Here is a 20368-nt window from a genome sequence, read left to right on the forward strand (position 1 = left end):
GTTGAATTATAAGCTGAACCGATTCAGTATAAAAGCTGAAAGGATTCAGCAAAACTTAAAAATTGACGTAAATCACCTGAATACACAACAAACCAATTTGTAGGCTAGGCTATAGGACAGCGGCAAAGGCTCGTTTGTTAACCTCAGTTTTTAAAACAGTTTTTCTGAGTCTTTTAAAAAATTTACCAACAAGCTGAATCGATTTAGCTTGAAAGATAAAAGGTTTGAGGAGTGATAAGCGCTCAGAAGAAGCGGCGTTCAACTTCTCACACAGAATACATTTTTAAATTGATACCTTAAGGCTGGAGAAGCACCATGCTTAAGCTAAATAAGAACGACATTACCCTCTCGCAATCAGCGACAGATAAGTTTGAAGCAATAAAGAGTATTGCTCATAGCCTGACTGATAAAGGCCTAGTTGAGCAAGGTTACGTTGAAGGCATGCTAAACCGTGAAAACCAAAACTCTACGTTTTTGGGGAACGGTATTGCCATACCGCACGGTACAACCGACACTCGTGCAATGGTGAAAACAACGGGTGTTGCTGTGCACCACTTCCCACAAGGTGTCGACTGGGGTGATGGCAATACTGTGTTCGTCGCTATCGGTATCGCAGCTAAATCTGATGAGCACCTTGGCATTCTTAAACAGCTCACCAAAGTGCTAGGCGCAGATGGCGTAGAAGAGCGTCTGCGTAATGCAAAAAACGAAGACGAGATCATCGCCCTACTACACGGTGATGTTCAGCTTGAAGCAGACTTTGACGCTTCTTTAATTCAACTGATGTTCCCTGCGAGCGACATGCTACAGATGAGTGCTGTTGCAGGTGGTCTGTTGAAAAATACGGGATGTGCTGATAACGAATTCGTTGCAGATCTCGTTACCAAACAACCAACTCACTTAGGTAATGGCCTGTGGTTAATTGGCAGTGACAAACATGTCACTCGCACAGGCGTGTCATTTGTCTCGACGGCAAACGACTGCGAATATGAAGGTCAAAAAGTGCGTGCACTTGTCGCGTTCGCGGCATGTAACAATGCTCACCAACCTATCCTAAAAACGCTTTCTAACATTGTGTTTAACAATGAACACGGCAAGCTTTTAGATGCATCAGTAGAACAGATTCTTGCTTTGTTCAAAGGTGAAGAAGTCACAGCCGCATTTTCAGAAGAAGGCAATACCGCTGTATTTAAAATCAAAAACTCTCACGGCCTACATGCTCGTCCTGGGGCAATGTTAGTCGCAGAAGCGAAAAAGTTTGAATCCACTATACGTGTTACCAACTTAGACGGAGATGGAAAAGCAGTAAACGCGAAGAGCCTAATGAAAGTCATCGCACTGGGCGTTAAGCACGGTCACCAACTTCAATTTACAGCAGAAGGCCCTGATGCGCCGCAAGCCTTGGAGTCTATCGGAAATGCAATCGCTTCTGGCCTTGGTGAAGGTTAAGGATCCGATATGACAAACAAAACAAATAAGGTTGTCACTATTACGCTCAACCCGGCATTGGATTTAACAGGTTCAGTAAATGAACTAAACGTTGGTTCCGTGAGCTTAGTACAGCAAAGCAATCTCCACGCTGCAGGTAAAGGTGTCAACGTAGCAAAAGTGTTGAGCGATTTAGGCGCAGATGTCACGGTTACCGGCTTTCTTGGTAAAGATAACCCTGAGCTATTCCATCAGCTTTTCAATGACATCGGCGTTAAGAATGAGTTTGTAGAAGTACAAGGTGCAACTCGTATCAACGTCAAGCTCGTTGAGGCTAATGGAAACGTTAGTGACATTAACTTCCCTGGTGTTCAAGTTACGGCAGAAGAAATCGCGCGCTTTGAAGAAACCCTATTCCGCCTTGCTGAAACACACGATTACTTTGTATTGGCAGGCAGCCTACCGGGCGGTGTTACTGCAGAGCAATGCGCTGCATGGATAGAAGCACTGCATCAACAAGGCAAAAAGGTGTTGTTCGACAGTAGCAAAGCCGCATTGAAGTCAGGTATTGATGCTCACCCATGGTTAATTAAACCTAACGATGAAGAACTTGGTGATTTTGTTGGCGAACATCTAGCAACACCTGAACAGTGCCAAGCTGCAGCGCAAACACTGAGCGACAAAGGCATAGAAAACATCGTGGTTTCTATGGGACCTGACGGTGTTATGTGGCTCAACCAAGGCGAATGGCTTAGTGCAAAACCGCCTCGAATGCATGTCGTGAGCACCGTTGGCGCAGGCGATACGCTGGTCGCTGGCTTGTGTTGGGGCCACATGCAACTGATGCCTAAAAACGATTTATTGCGCTTCGCTACGGCACTTTCTGCTTTGGCAGTTAGTCAAGTTGGCGTAGGGCTAACCAGTCAGGAAGAACTGGAAAATATCAAGCGACAAACTGAAGTTAGCGCGCTTTACCCTATTACAAACTTAGAACAAAACTAAGGAACAGAAGGTTATCGTATGAATATTGCCATTATTACTGCCTGTCCGAGCGGTGTAGCAAATAGCATCCTTGCGGCAGGATTACTAGAACAAGCCGCCGCAAAATTAAACTGGAATGCCAAAATAGAATGTCAATCAAGTGTGGTTGAACCAACACTATTGACGGAAGCTGACGTTGCACAAGCAGAAGTCATTGTCATTGCGGCAAATACTAGCGTCGACACTTCTCGTTTTGTAGGAAAAAAGGTTTACCAAGCGGAAATTAGCGAAGTAGCAAAAGACGCAACTGCGTTTCTCCAGCAAGCGGTTGAAAACGCCACTTTACTTGAAAAAGCAACCACACTTGCAGCCCCTATCACTACAGATACAACATCAGCATCAAAGAAGATTGTTGCAATCACGGCATGCCCTACTGGCGTTGCGCATACCTTTATGGCGGCAGAAGCTTTAGAAGAAGAAGGCAAGCGTCGTGGCCATCAAATCAAGGTGGAAACTCGTGGTTCAGTTGGCGCTAAAAACCAACTGACTGAGCAAGAAATTGCAGACGCCGATCTGGTGATCATTGCTGCGGATATTGAAGTGCCACTTGATCGCTTCAACGGCAAAAAGATGTACCGCACGAAAACAGGTCCAGCTCTGAAGAAAACAGCCGAAGAGATGGACAAAGCATTCGAGCAAGCCACGGTGTATCAACATTCTGGTTCTGCAAATTCTGCTTCGGCAGCAGACGAGAAGAAAGGCGCTTACAAACACTTGATGACAGGGGTATCGCACATGCTGCCTGTGGTTGTCGCTGGTGGTTTGATCATCGCCCTATCGTTCGTGTTTGGTATTGAAGCATTTAAAGAAGAAGGCACACTAGCAGCAGCCTTGATGAACATTGGTGGTGGTTCTGCATTCGCATTGATGATTCCTGTACTTGCTGGCTATATTGCGTTTTCAATCGCTGACCGTCCGGGTCTGGCTCCTGGTCTTGTTGGCGGTATGCTAGCAAGTTCAACGGGTGCTGGTTTCCTAGGTGGTATCGCAGCTGGCTTCATTGCCGGTTATGCAGCGAAGCTCCTTGCGGACAAAGTAAAACTCCCACAATCGATGGAAGCGCTTAAACCAATTCTGATCATTCCATTTGTAGCAACATTGTTCACTGGCCTTGTCATGATCTACATCGTAGGCGGCCCAGTTTCAGGCATCATGAACGGCCTGACTGACTTCCTAAACAACATGGGTTCTGACAGTGCAGTACTACTGGGTATTATCCTTGGCGCAATGATGTGTTTCGACCTAGGAGGCCCGGTAAACAAAGCCGCTTACGCATTTGGTGTTGGCCTTCTGGCTTCACAAACTTACGCACCAATGGCGGCAATCATGGCCGCAGGTATGGTTCCTGCGCTAGGTATGGGTTTAGCGACCTTCATTGCGAAGAACAAATTTGAACAAAATGAACGTGAGGCAGGTAAAGCATCATTTGTCTTGGGCCTGTGTTTCATCTCTGAAGGCGCAATTCCATTTGCTGCGAAAGATCCAATGCGCGTGATTCCATCTTGTATGGCAGGTGGCGCGCTTACTGGTGCCCTATCGATGCTATTCGGTGCGAAATTAATGGCACCACACGGCGGTCTATTCGTGCTGCTAATTCCTAACGCAATTTCACCAGTATTAATGTATTTAGTGGCTATTGCAGCGGGTACAGCGGTAACTGGCTTTACTTACGCATTCTTAAAAAGCAAAGCAGAAGCGAAACAAGAAGTCGCAGCTTAATTAGAGCGACTCCGGTTAACAATGCCACCCTCGAATTTGGCATTTAGCACCTCCCTTTAATTCCGGTTAAGGGAGGTGTTTTTTATTCCGCAGCCGGAACGGCTACAATGTCTACTTCCCCACTGCTCATATCCACCGTTGCTTGATAAGCGCTATGCGGGTCACCGTAGTGCTTGAAGGTAAAGTGGTAAACGTTAGCTGGCGTCCACAAGGTTTTTGATTCTGCGGGCAGAATGTCATAGCCGTCTTGCTGATAAAGCTCTGTCGCCATTACATTTGCGATTGCCGCCTGCTGGTTAGCGTCTCGATCCACCTTTGGCTCTAGTGACGGGTTACTTGGATAAGACTCACCGTTGTAACTCATGAGTCGATAGGAGCCATTACTCCAAACGATAAAGTCCTGCCAACCATTACTGTAACTGTCGGCTAGTACAATAGGCGTGCGAGTTACCGACATTCGATTAATAACGTTTCCCTCATTATCAAACATATATGCAGAGCAGCCACCACTACCACAGAAATAGCGATCTTGAAGCAACACTATGTGTTCTGCCTTGCCGTCGCTGTTTAGGTCGGCGCTACCCGATAGATAACGTAGATTGTCTTGCTCGAGCGACAGCCCTTCAGGGGCTAAAACCTTACTATCAATCCAACTGGAAATGACTTCAGCACTAACACTGTTGACTTTAGGGGCAGGTTGTTTGGTTTCTGTCGGCATGCTATCCGTCGCGGTGCAGCCAACCAAGGTGAAAGAACCAATGAAGAAGAGTCCGTTTAATATGCGCTTATTCATGTAATCTCAATCTTTGATGTGTCGTTACATGAGTATACGCATGATTTGCATTGTAATCGTAAGAAAATCATTAAAATCAAGCAAATGAATGGTTTGGTATATATTAGTAAGATCAAAAAAGCCCCGAAGAAAACCTTCAGGGCTAGGCAGGAAGCTGGCAAATAGCCAGGAGTCCCTATGCAGTGGTCGGTTTTACCCTAAACAGAATTGCAAACATCACTGGCACCACTATCAGTGTCAGTACAGTAGCAAAACCAAGACCTGCCATAATCGTTATTGCCATCGAGCCAAAGAAGGCGTCGAAGACCAGTGGAATCATCCCCAAGATAGTTGTTAGCGCAGCCATACTTACCGGACGAACGCGGCTTATCGCACTATCAACAATCGCGAGGTAAGGATCTTTACCTGACTCCAACTCAAGGTTAATTTGGTCAAGCAACACAATACCGTTTTTCAAAATCATGCCACTTAGGCTTAACAAACCAAGGAATGCTGTAAAACTGAACGGCATGTTCGTGGTAAGCAAACCAAAAGCAACGCCAATGATCGCTAACGGAACGGTGAACCAAATTACCAACGGCTTTTTGATTGAGTTAAACAATAAAATAGTAATGATGAACATCAACAAGTAACCCATCGGCAATGAACCGAATAGGCCTTCTTGTGCATCTTTGGATGATTCGTACTCACCACCCCATGTGATTTCGTATCCTTCTGGAACATGCAATGCCATCACTTTAGGCTGTACACGAGCAAATAAGCTTGCTGCCGTGTCGTCACTCAACACATCATGGTCCGCGAGAACGGTTAACGTACGCTTACGGTCACGACGCTGAATTAGCGGCTCACTCCAATCCAGTTGAACGCCATCAATCACTTGATCAACCGGAATATACGTTTGCAACGAAGGACTCCAAATGGTCACGTTTTGTAGTGATTCAAAATCTACGCGTTCTTCTTCAGGAAGACGTGTCATAATTGGCAACGTATGTGTACCATCACGCAAGTAACCTAAGGTGCTACCACCAAACGTCATTTGCAGTGTGCTTGAAAGATCTTCTTTCGAAATACCTAGGCGACGAGCTTTAGACTCATTGAAAGCGGGTACAAGTTCCTTGGTGCGCTCTCGCCAATCGTGACGAATGTTTCGGGCACCAGGGTCGGTATGAAGGATGTCTTCAACTTGCACCGCCAAGTCACGTAAAACTTGTGGATCAGGGCCAGTAATACGCGCTTCGATCTTAGACGCTGGTGATGGACCAAATTCCATCAATTTAAACTGGAACGTAGGCGCATCAAATGTTTTCGCCAGATTCGCATCTAACTTATGCAGCAAACCAAACATTTTCTCACGATCAGTCGCGCGAACTTGGAACTGAGCGTACGCTTCGTAACTTTTTTCTGGTTGATAGGTTAAAGCAAAACGCTGTAGACCCTGCCCAATCGAAGCAGAAACAAAGTCAATATCATCTTGCTGACGAATGTAGCTTTCGACCTCTTCAGCTTTTTTGATCGTTTCACGGATGTCAGTACCCTCTGGCATCCACATATCCACGTAGAACATCGGCGTATTCGATGGTGGGAAGAACTGCTGTTTTACATTACCAAATGCCACGACAGCACCCACTAATAGCGCCACCATGCCAGCAACGGTAAGCCAGCGGAATCGTAATGCAAATTTCAGCGATGCCCCAAATACGACAAACAACCAGCCTTTATAAGGATCATCTTCGCTAGTACCCTGCTCTTTGTTTTCCTCTTTCAACAAAAGATCGGCAAGGAAAGGCGTCAGTGTAATAGCGGTAATCCAGCTTAAAAATAGTGAGAAACACAGCACCCAGAATAAAGAGCCCATGAACTCACCTGTCGCATCTTGCGACAAGCCGATAGGTGCAAAAGCCGTAATTGCAATAACAGTTGCGCCCAGCAAAGGCCATTGTGTTTGCTTTACAATATCGACAGCCGCTTGAACTTTGGTACGCCCTTTCTTTAGGCCAACCAATATGCCTTCCACGACAACAATCGCGTTATCAACCAGCATACCCAAGGCAATAATTAACGCGCCAAGAGAAATACGATGCAGTTCGATGTTGTTGTAATTCATCAAAATGAAGGTACCAAATACCGTCAATAACAACACAACTCCAATGATGACACCACTGCGTAAACCCATAGTAAACAGCAACACAATGATTACGATCGCCACTGCCTCCGCTAGACTAATTACAAACGCTTTAACAGATTCATCCACCTCATTGGCTTGGTTGTAAAAGTAGTTCATATCGATGCCAGCAGGCTTGATAGACTCAAGGCTCGCGAGCTCCGCATCCAAACGTTCACCAACCTCAACCACGTTCACACCCGATGCAAACGAGATACCGATATTAATCGCTTTTTGACCGTTAAAGAGTACGACGTTGCCTGGCTTCTCTTGAATACCGCGAGAAATCGTTGCTACGTCTTTTAGACGAATTAGATTTCCTGTGTCACGGCCATGAATGATCAGATTTTCTAGTGCTTCTACAGTGTTTAAGGTGCCGCTTGGGCGAATAACAAGGCTTTCGCCATTGACCATCACTTCCCCTGCTGAAACCACATTGTTTTGCTGGTTCAACAAGCTCGAAACCACATTCATGTCTAAGTTCAGTGCAGCAAGGCGATCAAGTGAGATCTCAACGAATAGCATTTCTCGCTGATCGCCCGTGATGTCTACCTTACCAACACCATCAACAAGCTCGATTTCACGGGTCAGGTAATCCGCATAACGTTTCAGCTCTACATAGTCGTAATCGTCACCAGTGAGCATTAACATCACGCCATAAACGTCACCGAAATCATCAATGATCTGTAAAGACTGAACACCTTGAGGCAATGATGGTCGTAAATCATTAATTTTACGGCGCATTTCATCCCAAATTTGCGGCAGTTCATCAGGACCATAGTCCATTTCCATGCTCACCGTTATTTGAGACATACCATTAGAAGACGTAGAGGTAATTTTGTCGATATAAGGGAGTTTTCGAATCTCTTTTTCTAGAGGATACGTCAGCTCTTCTTCAACTTCTTTTGACGTCGCGCCAGGGTATGTTGAGATGATCATGGCATCTTTGATCGTAAATGCCGGGTCTTCTAATCGTCCAAGCTCCAAAAATGACGTTAAACCACCAACAGCAAGGATAATAATGAACAACCAGCTGATGACTTTGTTTTTTATTGAATACTCAGCAATGTTCATTATTGGTTATTCTCCACAACATCCACATGTTTACCTTCGCGTAATTTACGCAGATTTGAATTAATCAGAATATCGCCCTGGCTAACACCTGACGACACAATGGCTCCATTGCCATTCACTTGAGAAATCATGACAGGCACCCGTGTGACAATGTCACCTTCTTTTTTCCACACAAAGAACTCATTCCCTTCACTGCCTGCTTGAAGCGCCGTGACAGGCACACTGTAACCATCAATAGAGGTAATGCCCGCCTTCACCATATCGACCAAAACGCTTACGCTGGTTCCCGGTAATATCTCTGTTTTTGGCTGTGGCATCGTCAAGTACATTTCGTAGGTTTGAGTTTCAGCGTTGGGTTCACTTGTGTGCTCTAAATAGTCCAAAGCAAATCTGCCATCGATGCCGGAAAAGGTTGCTCTAGGCTTGTAGCTCATGCTGTCTGAGTTTGGGTCTACCATCGCTAAAACATTGTCGGAAAGCTCAATACGCACGTAAACCAAATCGTTTTGGTATAGGTTTAACACGGGTTCACCAATTGCCACACGCTCAAAACGTTCTTTGAAAACATCAGATACTTTACCGGCGAACGGGGCGAATAAACGGGTGTAATTCAATTGATTGGTCGCGTTATAGAAAGTAGCCTCAGCTAGCTCTTTATTGGCTGTTAGCTCATCAAGTTCCGCTTTTGAAATCATTTGACGTGCATGCAAGTCTTCACCGCGTTTAAGCTGACGAATTGCAAGTGTGTATTGTGCTTCTGCGTCATTCACGGCTTGCTTCTCTTTGCTATCATCTAGCTTTGCGATCATTTGCCCCTGCTTCACAACGTCACCCGCTTTAACCAATACGTGCTGAACTTCCCCAGCGCGGCGAAATGCCATTGGCGTTTGTTCTGCAGGCACTACTATGCCTTTGAACGCGCGATGTTGACTTTGTACTGGTGCATCCACCGAGATAGTCGACACAAAAAGTGGCTGCTCGACGATAGCTTGGTTTTCATTTTTGCACCCTGTTAAAACTGCAAGTGCAATCGCAGAGATCGTAAGTAGAGAACGTTTCATTAAATGCCTCCCTCACGAACCCAAGCTTTCACCACTTGTCCTTCAACCAGTCTCTCAACACCAGCAATAACAACGTAATCATTGTTATCAAGCCCGGCTTTCACACCACCTGCTGCGTCAAGTGAGACAGTGACTTTATTGACCTGCTGCGTGCTTCTGTCCATTACCCAAACTTCACCTTGCGTCCCATTTTTGTTGACCCAAGCAGACTGAGGTAACGTCATCGCGTCCGATACATGTTGTTTAGCCATGTGTACCTGCCCTGTCATACCTGTCAGCAAATTGCGATCTTCTGGCCGAGTGATGGTCACGATCGCCTCATAACTATTGGTATCGATGTTTGGCTGCGTCGAAATTTCTTTAAATTGCCCAGGGATACGTTTTCCTGGCTCGCTATCCATCGTCACCCACATATCGGAGTTTTGCAGTGACTCAAGTGATACAGATTCCGCATAACTTACTGGCAAGGTGAAAGATACATCCAACGTCGTGTTATCAATGAGATTCAAGATCTCCTGCTTCTCTGCTACTACTTGAAACGGGTTGACATAGGTATATGACACAATGCCATCAAACGGTGCGTGAATTTTGGTATAGCTCAAATCGGTTTTAGCTTGTTCGTAGTTCGCCAATGCCGCTTTATATTGAGTTTCTTTCTGATCGTACTCATCAGTACTAATGAGTTTTTTTCCGTAAAGGTTTTTCGCGCGGTCCCATTGTGTTTTCGCTAACGCGTACTGCGCTTGAGCGGCATCTAACGCAAGCTGAAGATCTTTAGGGTCTAACGTTGCGAGCACTTCACCTTTTTGGACTTTTTGACCCATGCGTACACGTAATTCATCAACCTCTCCACCAACCTGAAAAGAAAGCTGCGCGCGATGTGTTGCATCAATACGCGCTAAAAAGGCGTGCGAGTCTTCAAGTTCTAGGTCTTTCACCGCCAGTAATTTTACAGGTTTGATTAAAGGTTCAGACGGCTCAGAAATGGCTTTATTACACCCAGTTAGCATCCCAGAAAGACTTAATGTCACCACTGCGCCAACTAAAGTGCGCTTTAAATATTGTTTTCGCACCCGCTTTCTCCGTAGGTTTTATATATTACACAGCCGTGCAGTATAAGCAGAATTTGAAATTGATCAACATATTTTCCAGGTGGATAGCAAATTAATTAGTCAAAGCGTTCGGTTTCTGGTAAAAGTAAGCGCGTGATTAATATTCGGGAAAATTCGAACTATGAATGAAAGAAAGCAGGGGCGTAGAAGTGCTGAAGCAGCAGAACAAACTAAGTGTCTGATCCTTAAAGTGGCAGCAGATATGTTTTGTGAACTTGGTTACGAGCGTGTCTCGCTGCGCAATATCAGTGAAAAGGCTGGTGTTTCACATAGTTTGATCCGTCACCACTTCGGCAGCAAAGAGAAAATCTGGCAAGCGGTTAGCGATGCAATGGACGAGTTCATGCAGTGCTATATGGCTGAACTCATCAATGAAATGCCGGAGAACACACCTTCGAATAGAAAAATTTATCTGTTTATGGTTCGCATGCTAGCATTTGCTCTCGTCAATCCTCATCCAGTACAGATGATCGCCGATGCCATTCGACAAGGCGATGACGGTGCTCTGCTGCAGTATTTCTTAAAGTCAAAAGATGAGTTCGCTGCGATATTTACCGGAATTTTCGAGCAGTACAACAGCGAAAACCCTAATGCACAATTTGATCAGTGGGAATCAAAGTGGCAAATGTTGATCTTCGCACATGGTGCTGTCAGTCTCGCGCCAATGATGCAAGAAACATGGCCGGATATTGCAGATAATCGCGAAAAACTGCTGATCAAGCATTGGGAATTGTTTAATACCATTATGGCCTCTCAATTTGGGATCCCAAAAGAAGAGATGATTCATCCGGAAAAGCTTGAAGATATCGTTATTGATATGTGCTGTACTATTGATGAAGCAGTAAACTAAAAGTAAACAAGCGAAAAGAAGACATAAAAAATGCCGAGCTACAAAGCTCGGCATTTTTGTTTCAATTCGTTTTAACCACGGTAGTAGCGTTGTGGTACGAACGGCATTTTTTCAACTGTCATTGGTAGCATTTTACCACGCACTTCAGCGAACACTTCAGTACCAATCGCCGCCAAATCCGCACGAACATAACCCATTGAGACTGGCTTACCTGCATTCGGACCCGCCGTACCGCTGGTTACAACGCCAATTTTAACGCCGTCAGCATCAAACAGTTCAACACCTTCACGCACTGGCGCTTTGGTTTGACCTACTAGACCCACACGCTTACGCGCCACATCTTTAGTCTCAATCTGCTTAAGAATAATGTCTGCGCCAGGGAAACCACCTTCACGTTCACCACCAATACGACGAACTTTTTGGATACCCCATAGCAAGCTCGCTTCAACAGGTGTTGTTGTTGTGTCTAGGTCATGACCGTATAGACAAAGGCCACACTCAAGACGAAGCGAATCACGAGCACCAAGGCCAATCCATTCAACTTCATCTTCAGCAGTCAGTTTACGTGCTAGCTCTTCCGCTTTGTCAGCAGGAACCGAGATTTCGTAACCGTCTTCGCCTGTATAACCACTACGAGAAACAATGCACTCGGCGCCTAAAATATCGACTTTACGAATATCCATGAACAGCATTTCAGAAACTTCTGGTGCAAAACGCGCCAATACAGCCGCCGCTTTAGGGCCTTGGATTGCAAGTAGAGCTCGGTCTTCGATAATTTCTAGCTCAACACCAGATGGTAAATGCGCTTGTAGGTGTGCGATATCTTGCGCTTTACATGCTGCGTTCACAACCACAAACAGATGATCGCCTAGGTTAGCCACCATCAAGTCGTCCATGATGCCGCCCTCTTCATTAGTGAAAAAAGCGTAACGCTGTTTACCAGACTCAAGATCCACAATATCCACTGGAACTAATGTTTCTAGGAACGCAGCTGCACCGTCACCAATTAGGCGAAGCTGTCCCATGTGAGAAACGTCAAACAGACCTGCCGCATCACGAGTATGTAAGTGTTCCTTCTTTACGCCTAGAGGATACTGAACAGGCATATCGTAACCCGCGAACGGGACCATTTTGGCACCAACTTCAACGTGAAGTGCGTGTAGTGGTGTTTTCAGTAGTTCTTGAGTCATTTTCGTCTCCATTTAGATAGACCCGAGAATGCTATCGGCATTCGATGTGTTTCCAATAATAAACATGGCTCATTCTATTTTGCACGAACAAGACGTAGATCGACTTGCAAAAGTGTGACTCTTAACATTTTAATCACAACAAATCGTACAAAAAAAGCGCTTTAATGAGCAAGTTCTCATCAAAAAAGCGCCTTTTCATCATAACGACCACCAACAGCAATCGTTTGCTTTCACTATAGGAAATTTACAAGTATTTATCACTATTTGGCTGTCACCCACAAAATGAGCGCATCTTCCTCGCTAACACTGGTCAACATATGTCCCATATTTGCATCGTAATAAACGCTGTCTCCCTCGCTTAAAACAACAGGTTCGTAAAACTCAGAATAGAACATGACCTCACCAGATAAGATAAGCAGAAATTCTTCGCCATCATGACGAACCCAGTCTTTATATTCATCAAAACTACGAGCTCGAATTTGGCTCTTAAACGGCATCATTTTCTTATTGGAAAGTTGTGTCGCGAGCAGTTCATGTTCATAAGTTTGTGTTGGGTGTGGTTTACCTTCATTCTTCTTGGTAACATCCCTACGCCCTGTCGCTACCTTTTTTCTAGGTGGCTCAAATAGTTGTGGCATGTCAATTTGTAAGCCAAGTGCCAATTTTTGCATCGCTTGAAACGTCGGGGAGATCTGCTCATTTTCTATTTTGCTCAGTGTAGATCGAGCAAGCCCGGTTCGCTGACTGGCCTCTTCTAATGTGATACCGAGTTTCGAGCGGATATCCTTAATACGCTGGCCCAGTTTTAACGGCTCGATATTTTGGTCATGTTGCTCTTTTGCCAACGTCATCGATGGGTATTCATCGTAAATACTTTCTGCCATAAATCCCTCTATAGATATCCATATTTTTTGTCTTACTCGCATTGTGCATGAAGCACATAGTGGATAGAAGTCCACCAAGTGAATTAAACCGTGCTCTTGTTAACAAATTTTGAAATCTTGTTTCCTATAGGAAATTTTTGGTTGATTGTTCCCGTCACAGGCGCTATGTTACCAACTTGTTAGATGTAGAGATGCATATTTCCGTAAGAGATTGGTAAAGGAAACACGCAATCCAACGGAGTTTTTGCCCAAATTTAGGGCCGGATGTTCACTCTGTTCTGCTACGCAGTTCAGCTGTTTTTGAGGACAAATGAACCACAACCGCAAATCATAACTCATCTATTGCGGGTTCATTTTCAGATTTGGAAGGTCAACTACCATGAATAAGAGTTACCCTAACCACAGCTTGGAAAACTTTTTCTCTACCAACCTCTCTGCGACAGATGATGCTGTCTTTGCTGGAATTCAAGCGGAATCCGCTCGCCAAAACGAACAAATCGAACTTATCGCTTCTGAGAACATTGTTTCTAAAGCGGTAATGCAAGCTCAAGGCACATGCCTAACAAACAAATACGCTGAAGGCTACCCAGGTCGTCGTTACTATGGTGGTTGTGAGCACGTAGATACAGTGGAAGCCATTGCTATCGAACGCGCAAAAAAACTTTTCAATTGTGAATACGCAAACGTTCAACCACACTCAGGCGCACAAGCAAACGGCGCAGTAAAACTAGCACTGCTTCAACCTGGTGACACCATTCTTGGTATGTCTTTAGACGCAGGTGGTCACCTGACGCACGGTGCACGCCCTGCACTTTCTGGTAAATGGTTTAATGCAGTTCAATACGGTGTTGATCGCGAAACACTGGAAATCAACTACGAAGATGTTCGTGAGCTAGCACTTGAGCACCAACCTAAAATGATCATCGCAGGTGGTAGCGCTATTCCACGTACTATCGACTTTGCAAAATTCCGTGAAATCGCAGACGAAGTAAATGCAATTCTTATGGTCGACATGGCACACATCGCCGGTCTTATCGCAACAGGCGCGCACCCTAGCCCACTGCCACACGCACACGTTGTTACGACTACAACACACAAAACATTGCGTGGCCCTCGCGGCGGTATGATTCTTACTAACCACGAAGACATCATTAAGAAAATCAACTCAGCCGTATTCCCTGGCCTACAAGGTGGCCCACTGATGCACGTTATCGCAGCCAAAGCGGTCGCATTTGGTGAAGCGCTTGGCCCTGAATTTAAAACTTATATTGATTCGGTGATCAATAACGCAAAAGTCCTAGCGGAAGTATTGCAAACTCGCGGTTGCGACATCGTAACTGGTGGCACAGACACGCACCTAATGCTGGTTGACCTTCGTCCGAAAGGGTTGAAAGGCAATAAAGCAGAAGAAGCTCTAGAGCGTGCTGGGATCACATGTAACAAAAATGGCATCCCATTCGATACAGAGAAGCCTATGATTACATCGGGCATCCGTTTAGGAACGCCTGCGGGTACAAGCCGCGGCTTTGGCGCTGAAGAATTCAAACTCATCGGTAATTGGATTGGTGACGTACTGGACGGTTTAGTGAACAACCCTGAAGGTGACGCAGAAGTTGAAAAACGCGTTCGCAAAGAAGTAAAAGAACTTTGCAGTCGCTTTCCTCTATACCAGTAAACGATTTTTTTAAAATCATAATAATTCCTGACAAGTTATTCGGAGATTAAGCAATGGACAAAACACTGAAGTTTGCAGATAGCCACGAGTGGGTACGTGACAACGGTGACGGCACAGTAACAATTGGTATTTCTGAGCATGCACAAGAAATGCTAGGTGACGTGGTATTCGTTGACCTACCAGACGTAGAAGACGAAGTTGAAGCAGGTGAAAGCTTCTCTCTCGTTGAATCTGTAAAAGCAGCGTCAGACATCTACGCACCAATCACTGGTGAAATCGTAGAAATCAATGAAGAACTAGAAGACAGCCCAGAGCTAATTAACGAAGAGCCGTACGAAGGTGGCTGGATCGTAAAAGTGAAGATGTCTGATGTATCTGAACTAGATAACCTGAAAGACGCAGACGAATACCTAAACTCTATCGAAGAAGAGTAATTAGGATGTGACGAAAGCTGTTCCCTAGCCTGTTTAGAGAACAGCTTTTTTTCTAGGTTCGGACGTATAATTTAATTTATCAGTAACGCAAATCCGTTACCCGAACCAAGGAGTAGGTAAAGGACAATGACTGAATTACTTCAAAGCCTCAGCACACAAAACGAGTTCGTTGCTCGCCACAATGGACCAAACAAATCTGACCAACAGAAAATGTTGGAAGCGATCAACGCAGTTAGCCTAGATTCGCTTATCGACGAAACCGTACCAGCACAAATTCGCCTAGAGCAACCAATGAGCTTGGCAGAAGCGAAAAGCGAAGCAGACATGCTGGCAGCAATGCGTAAGTTCGCCGATCAGAACCAAGTTAAACGTACATTCATTGGTCAGGGTTACTACAACACCTTCACGCCGAACGTGATTCTACGCAACGTGATGGAAAACCCGGGCTGGTACACTGCTTACACCCCTTACCAACCAGAAATCTCACAAGGTCGTTTAGAAGCACTTCTAAACTACCAACAAATGGTGATGGATCTTACTGGTATGGAAATCGCGAACGCGTCATTGCTCGATGAAGCAACGGCAGCAGCAGAAGCGATGACACTTTGTAAGCGTGCGGGTAAAAGCAAGAGCAACGTATTCTTCGTTGCTGACGACGTTCACCCACAAACCATCGAAGTGGTAAAAACTCGTGCGAAATTCATCGGCTTTGAAGTCTTGGTTGGTTCTTTAGAATCACTACCAGAGCAAGACGTGTTCGGCGCACTAGTTCAATACCCAAGTACAACAGGTGAAGTTCGTGACCTAACGGACATCATCGCTAAAGCGCAAGCAAACAAAACACTAGTGACTGTAGCAACGGACCTTCTTGCTTCTACCCTACTTAAACCTGCTGGTGAAATGGGCGCAGACGTAGCAATCGGTTCAGCACAACGTTTTGGCGTGCCGATGGGTTACGGCGGTCCACACGCTGCCTTCATGGCAACACGTGACAAGCACAAGCGTACTATGCCAGGTCGTGTTATCGGTGTTTCTATCGATACTAACGGCAACCAAGCACTGCGCATGGCAATGCAAACGCGTGAACAGCACATCCGTCGTGAAAAAGCGACATCAAACATCTGTACTGCTCAAGCACTGCTAGCGAACATGGCGTCTTTCTACGCGGTTTACCACGGCGCAGAAGGTCTACGCACGATTGCTCGTCGTACGCACCACATGACAGCCATCCTAGCCGCTGGCCTAACTAAAGGCGGCTTCGAGCTTGCTCACAACAGCTTCTTCGACACCATCACTATCAACACAGGTGCACAGACTGAAGACCTATACGCGAAAGCACTAGCCGCAGACATCAACCTACGTAAGTTGGGTACTCAGCTAGGTGTGAGCTTCGACGAAACCACAACCGTGGCAGATGTAGAAGCCCTATTCGCAGTATTCGGTGTGAAAGAAGAAGTCGCAGCACTATCAACTGAAATCGCAGGCAACGAGTTTGCAGCCATTCCAGAAGCATTGCGCCGCACAACAGAATATCTAACACACCCTGTGTTTAACACGCACCACAGCGAAACACAGATGATGCGTTACCTAAAACAGCTAGAGAACAAAGACTTCTCACTCACGCACGGCATGATCCCACTGGGCAGCTGTACGATGAAGCTGAACGCAGCAGCAGAGATGATCCCAGTTACTTGGCCTGAGTTTGGTTCGATCCACCCGTTCGCACCAGCAGAACAAGCAGCTGGTTACGCAGCACTCGCAAAAGACCTTAAAGAAAAGCTATGTGAAATCACTGGCTATGACGCATTCTCACTACAACCAAACTCTGGTGCATCGGGTGAGTACGCAGGCCTTATCGCGATTCAACGCTACCACGAAAGCCGTGGCGAAGGTCACCGCAACGTATGTTTGATCCCAAGCTCTGCGCACGGTACTAACCCTGCGACAGCATCTATGGTGTCAATGAAAGTGGTTGTGGTTAAGTGTGATGAAGAAGGCAACATCGACATCGACGACCTAGCAGCGAAAATCGAGAAACACAAAGACAACCTATCAAGCATTATGATCACTTACCCTTCTACGCACGGCGTTTACGAAGAGAAAGTGAAAGAAGTGTGTGAAATGGTTCATGCCGCTGGTGGTCAGGTTTACCTAGACGGCGCTAACATGAACGCGCAGGTTGGTCTAACATCACCAGGCTTCATCGGTTCAGACGTTTCTCACCTAAACCTACACAAAACCTTCTGCATCCCGCACGGTGGTGGCGGTCCGGGTATGGGTCCTATCGGTGTGAAATCTCACCTAGCTCCTTTCTTACCAGGGCATATTGAAGACGGTGTAGAAGGCGCAGATTTCGCAGTATCAGCAGCAGATATGGGTAGCGCTTCTATCCTGCCTATCTCTTGGGCTTACATCGCAATGATGGGCGAAGCTGGCCTAACAGATGCTACAAAAGTAGCAATTCTGAACGCAAACTACGTGATGGAAACACTTCGCCAACACTACCCTGTTCTTTACCGTGGCAAAAATGGCCGCGTAGCGCACGAATGTATTATCGACATTCGTCCGCTGAAAGAAGAAACAGGTATCAGCGAAGAAGACATCGCGAAGCGTCTAATGGACTACGGTTTCCACGCACCAACTATGTCGTTCCCTGTAGCGGGCACGCTAATGGTTGAGCCAACGGAATCGGAAGATCTAGAAGAGCTAGACCGCTTCTGTGATGCGATGATCGCTATCCGCGAAGAAATGGAGAAAGTGAAAAACGGTGAATGGCCACTGGATAACAACCCACTTGTTAACGCGCCACACACACAAGTTGATCTTTCAGCTGAAGATTGGGACCGCCCTTACTCTCGCGAGATTGGCTGCTTCCCGTCTAAAGCGACCAAATCTTGGAAGTACTGGCCAACGGTAAATCGCGTAGATAACGTATACGGTGACCGTAACCTAATCTGTTCATGCCCAAGCATCGATAACTACGAAGATTAATTTTTGTAGAATCTAAATAAACAAAGGCGAACCGATTGGTTCGCCTTTGTTTTTGGTGTGCCGCCGTAACATTTGTTGATACATCGAGAAGGAATGATGGCTAGTTATTGTTTGCACAAAAGTGATTTAGAAATACAGTGACTTCTGAGAACCTTTGAATTAGCACTAATATCTCAGAGCCTTAAAAGCTTGTTGGAAACTCCTCATGAACACTATGTTATGCAGGTGCTGTGTAGTTTCTCAGTTCAGTTGCAGTAAGTCCCACTTATTACCATAGAGATCTTGGAACACCACCACTGTCCCGTATTCTTCCACACGAGGCTCTTCATTAAATACAACACCATTTTTCTTCATCAACTCGTAGTCACGCCAAAAATCATTAGTTTGCAGAAACAGGAAAACACGACCACCTGTTTGATTTCCTACTGCATGCGTTTGCTCCGGTGTACTCGCTTGAGCTAAAAGTAGGTTTGTACCATTGGAGTTTGGAGGAGAAACTTGAACCCAGCGTTTACCACCACCTAGGTTGGTATCTTCAACCAGAGTGAATTGAAGTTTTTGAGTATAGAATTCGATAGCATCGTCGTAATTTTCAACGACTAGAGCAATGTTTCCGATTTGCTGCTGAACAGTTTTGGCCATGATGATTTCCGCTGTGTCAAAACGCTAATTGTACTCTATTTTGAGACTTTTCTAGAAAGCACATAACGCCTTGCAAATGTGTAAGGCACACAATACGAATGCTTACGCACGGCGCCTTTGTCACTAGAACCGACAAACAATATAGCTGCCACCAGTGTCGAATCTTGATTGAGCAACTTATTAAAGCCTTAGCTATAACTCAAGAGCAAATCTCTAACCTAATAAAGAAGGCTGCTCGTATACCACGGTATTATAGTTCTTCTAGTTTTCCCTTAGCTAAATCTTCTTGTTGCTTAAGGAACATGAAGAAGTTTGCCTCACTGATAAACGGGTTACCGCTTGTGCCGAGCTTCTTCCTATTTTCAAAAAGGAAATTTTTATGTGGATGGTTCGAAAGGTTAACGTTCACAATAGGTGCCTGTAGTGAAATTTTTCTAATTTTCTCCATGCTAGTCAGGAACTGGCCAATAACTTCTGGATCATTGCTACTTACGCTATGCCCACCAACGATAAAAGCACGATATTGTTCGCCATTATCTTCAACAGTGAAGTCTAAGGAATAATCACCTTCCGTGTGGCCAGGTGTGAGATAGAACTTAAACTCATGTCCACCAATAGCCATAGAGCTATCGCTTTTTATCTCTATGTCTAAGTTTGGAGGAAGGAACTTGTTCTCACCTTCGCTTTTGTTTGATTGCTGTATAGATAGTTCATGAGCGCTTTTGGTCATCACGACTTTGGAACCATACTTCTCTTGAAGTAACTGGGCGCCTCCAACGTGGTCAGAATGCCCATGAGTTACCAATATGTGCGTTATTGGCTTATCTTTTAGCCCTAGCTTCTCTAGGTTGATAGGTATCCACTCAGAGTAAGGGAAGTCAAGCGTATCAATGATAACGAGTCCGTCGTCTGTAGCAATGGCATATGATGAGACCCACTTGTCTCCTACATAATAGACATTATCAAACATCTGAAATGGTTCTACATAACCGTTCTTATCATTCATTGCTGGAACATATTGACTTAAGGAAGCAAAAGACGAAGCACTGAAAAGTAAACCTACAATAATTTTTTTCACGAAATCGCACACAAATATATCCTTAATAATTTCTTATAGAACTTCGCGGATGAGAAAGCTCTAAACGATTTTCAGAGGCAAATACAACTGCAAATACTTTCTACTTAGCTTGAGTTTTAGCTGACCGAATCACTTGTAAACTCGAATCCCATTAACTGCCTATGTATTCATGATTCTTTTAGAGGTTAAATAAATGAACTCAATTGAAGCAGAGTCATGAAGCTTCAATTGAGGT

15 protein-coding genes are annotated in these 20368 nt (G+C 45.2%); 7 read left to right on the forward strand and 8 right to left on the reverse strand.

Features of this window, described 5'->3' with window-relative positions:
* The first annotated feature begins 315 nt into the window (after window positions 1-315).
* The 3 genes from fruB to fruA are packed head-to-tail and all read left to right on the forward strand — an operon-like array spanning window position 316 to window position 4188.
* Window positions 316-1449 (forward strand): fused PTS fructose transporter subunit IIA/HPr protein, encoded by a 1134-nt coding sequence (gene fruB / locus R7E51_RS10270; protein WP_064354756.1) that lies wholly within the window; start codon window positions 316-318, stop codon window positions 1447-1449.
* A 9-nt stretch (window positions 1450-1458) separates the two neighbouring features.
* The gene (gene pfkB / locus R7E51_RS10275) at window positions 1459-2430 is read left to right on the forward strand and encodes a 1-phosphofructokinase (protein ID WP_042520798.1); all 972 of its coding nucleotides are present in this window, start codon (window positions 1459-1461) and stop codon (window positions 2428-2430) included.
* 18 nt (window positions 2431-2448) lie between these two features.
* Window positions 2449-4188 (forward strand): PTS fructose transporter subunit IIBC, encoded by a 1740-nt coding sequence (fruA, locus tag R7E51_RS10280; RefSeq protein ID WP_206957500.1) that lies wholly within the window; start codon window positions 2449-2451, stop codon window positions 4186-4188.
* 82 nt (window positions 4189-4270) lie between these two features.
* Here fruA and R7E51_RS10285 read toward each other — a convergent pair whose 3' ends face one another.
* The 4 genes from R7E51_RS10285 to R7E51_RS10300 all read right to left on the reverse strand — a co-directional run bounded on the left by R7E51_RS10285 (window position 4271) and on the right by R7E51_RS10300 (window position 10350).
* Window positions 4271-4981, reverse strand: a complete 711-nt coding sequence (locus R7E51_RS10285) for a hypothetical protein (protein WP_065275269.1) — start codon at window positions 4979-4981, stop codon at window positions 4271-4273.
* Between the two features lie 175 nt (window positions 4982-5156).
* On the reverse strand, window positions 5157-8216 hold the full coding sequence (locus R7E51_RS10290; protein ID WP_065275268.1) for an efflux RND transporter permease subunit: 3060 nt from the start codon (window positions 8214-8216) through the stop codon (window positions 5157-5159).
* Window positions 8216-9277: an efflux RND transporter periplasmic adaptor subunit gene (locus R7E51_RS10295; RefSeq protein WP_005376420.1), complete on the reverse strand. Its 1062-nt coding sequence runs from the start codon at window positions 9275-9277 to the stop codon at window positions 8216-8218. Before R7E51_RS10295 ends, R7E51_RS10290 begins: the two co-directional genes overlap by 1 nt.
* The gene (locus R7E51_RS10300; protein WP_065275267.1) at window positions 9277-10350 is read right to left on the reverse strand and encodes an efflux RND transporter periplasmic adaptor subunit; all 1074 of its coding nucleotides are present in this window, start codon (window positions 10348-10350) and stop codon (window positions 9277-9279) included. The genes R7E51_RS10295 and R7E51_RS10300 overlap by 1 nt, the downstream gene beginning before the upstream one ends.
* Before the next feature lie 160 nt (window positions 10351-10510).
* Here R7E51_RS10300 and vdeR point away from each other — a divergent pair, with 160 nt between their 5' ends.
* Window positions 10511-11239 (forward strand): efflux transporter transcriptional repressor VdeR, encoded by a 729-nt coding sequence (gene vdeR, locus R7E51_RS10305; protein ID WP_005376423.1) that lies wholly within the window; start codon window positions 10511-10513, stop codon window positions 11237-11239.
* Between the two features lie 71 nt (window positions 11240-11310).
* On the opposite strand, the gene gcvT is transcribed toward vdeR, so the two are convergent.
* Both gcvT and R7E51_RS10315 read right to left on the reverse strand, forming a co-directional pair.
* Entirely contained in the window at window positions 11311-12429 is a 1119-nt protein-coding gene (gene gcvT, locus R7E51_RS10310) for a glycine cleavage system aminomethyltransferase GcvT (RefSeq protein ID WP_017820967.1), read from the reverse strand.
* A gap of 260 nt (window positions 12430-12689) precedes the next feature.
* Complete coding sequence (locus R7E51_RS10315; RefSeq protein WP_005376429.1) at window positions 12690-13313, reverse strand: helix-turn-helix domain-containing protein; 624 nt, start codon at window positions 13311-13313, stop codon at window positions 12690-12692.
* 379 nt (window positions 13314-13692) lie between these two features.
* On the opposite strand from R7E51_RS10315, the gene R7E51_RS10320 reads away from it, so the two are divergent.
* The 3 genes from R7E51_RS10320 to gcvP all read left to right on the forward strand — a co-directional run bounded on the left by R7E51_RS10320 (window position 13693) and on the right by gcvP (window position 18413).
* Window positions 13693-14988, forward strand: coding sequence for a serine hydroxymethyltransferase (locus R7E51_RS10320; RefSeq protein WP_005376430.1), 1296 nt, complete (start codon window positions 13693-13695; stop codon window positions 14986-14988).
* A 53-nt stretch (window positions 14989-15041) separates the two neighbouring features.
* Complete coding sequence (gene gcvH / locus R7E51_RS10325; RefSeq protein WP_005376432.1) at window positions 15042-15422, forward strand: glycine cleavage system protein GcvH; 381 nt, start codon at window positions 15042-15044, stop codon at window positions 15420-15422.
* A gap of 126 nt (window positions 15423-15548) precedes the next feature.
* Complete coding sequence (gcvP, locus tag R7E51_RS10330; protein WP_017820968.1) at window positions 15549-18413, forward strand: aminomethyl-transferring glycine dehydrogenase; 2865 nt, start codon at window positions 15549-15551, stop codon at window positions 18411-18413.
* Between the two features lie 240 nt (window positions 18414-18653).
* On the opposite strand, the gene R7E51_RS10335 is transcribed toward gcvP, so the two are convergent.
* Together R7E51_RS10335 and R7E51_RS10340 are read right to left on the reverse strand one after the other, a co-directional pair.
* The gene (locus tag R7E51_RS10335) at window positions 18654-19055 is read right to left on the reverse strand and encodes a VOC family protein (RefSeq protein ID WP_005388788.1); all 402 of its coding nucleotides are present in this window, start codon (window positions 19053-19055) and stop codon (window positions 18654-18656) included.
* 250 nt (window positions 19056-19305) lie between these two features.
* Window positions 19306-20133 carry an MBL fold metallo-hydrolase gene (locus R7E51_RS10340; RefSeq protein ID WP_225452537.1) on the reverse strand — a complete coding sequence of 276 codons (828 nt, stop codon included), beginning with the start codon at window positions 20131-20133 and terminating at the stop codon, window positions 19306-19308.
* Between the last annotated feature and the right edge of the window lie 235 nt (window positions 20134-20368).

Source organism: Vibrio sp. Vb1166 (assembly GCF_033338695.1).
Taxonomy (GTDB): Bacteria; Pseudomonadota; Gammaproteobacteria; order Enterobacterales; family Vibrionaceae; genus Vibrio; species Vibrio alginolyticus.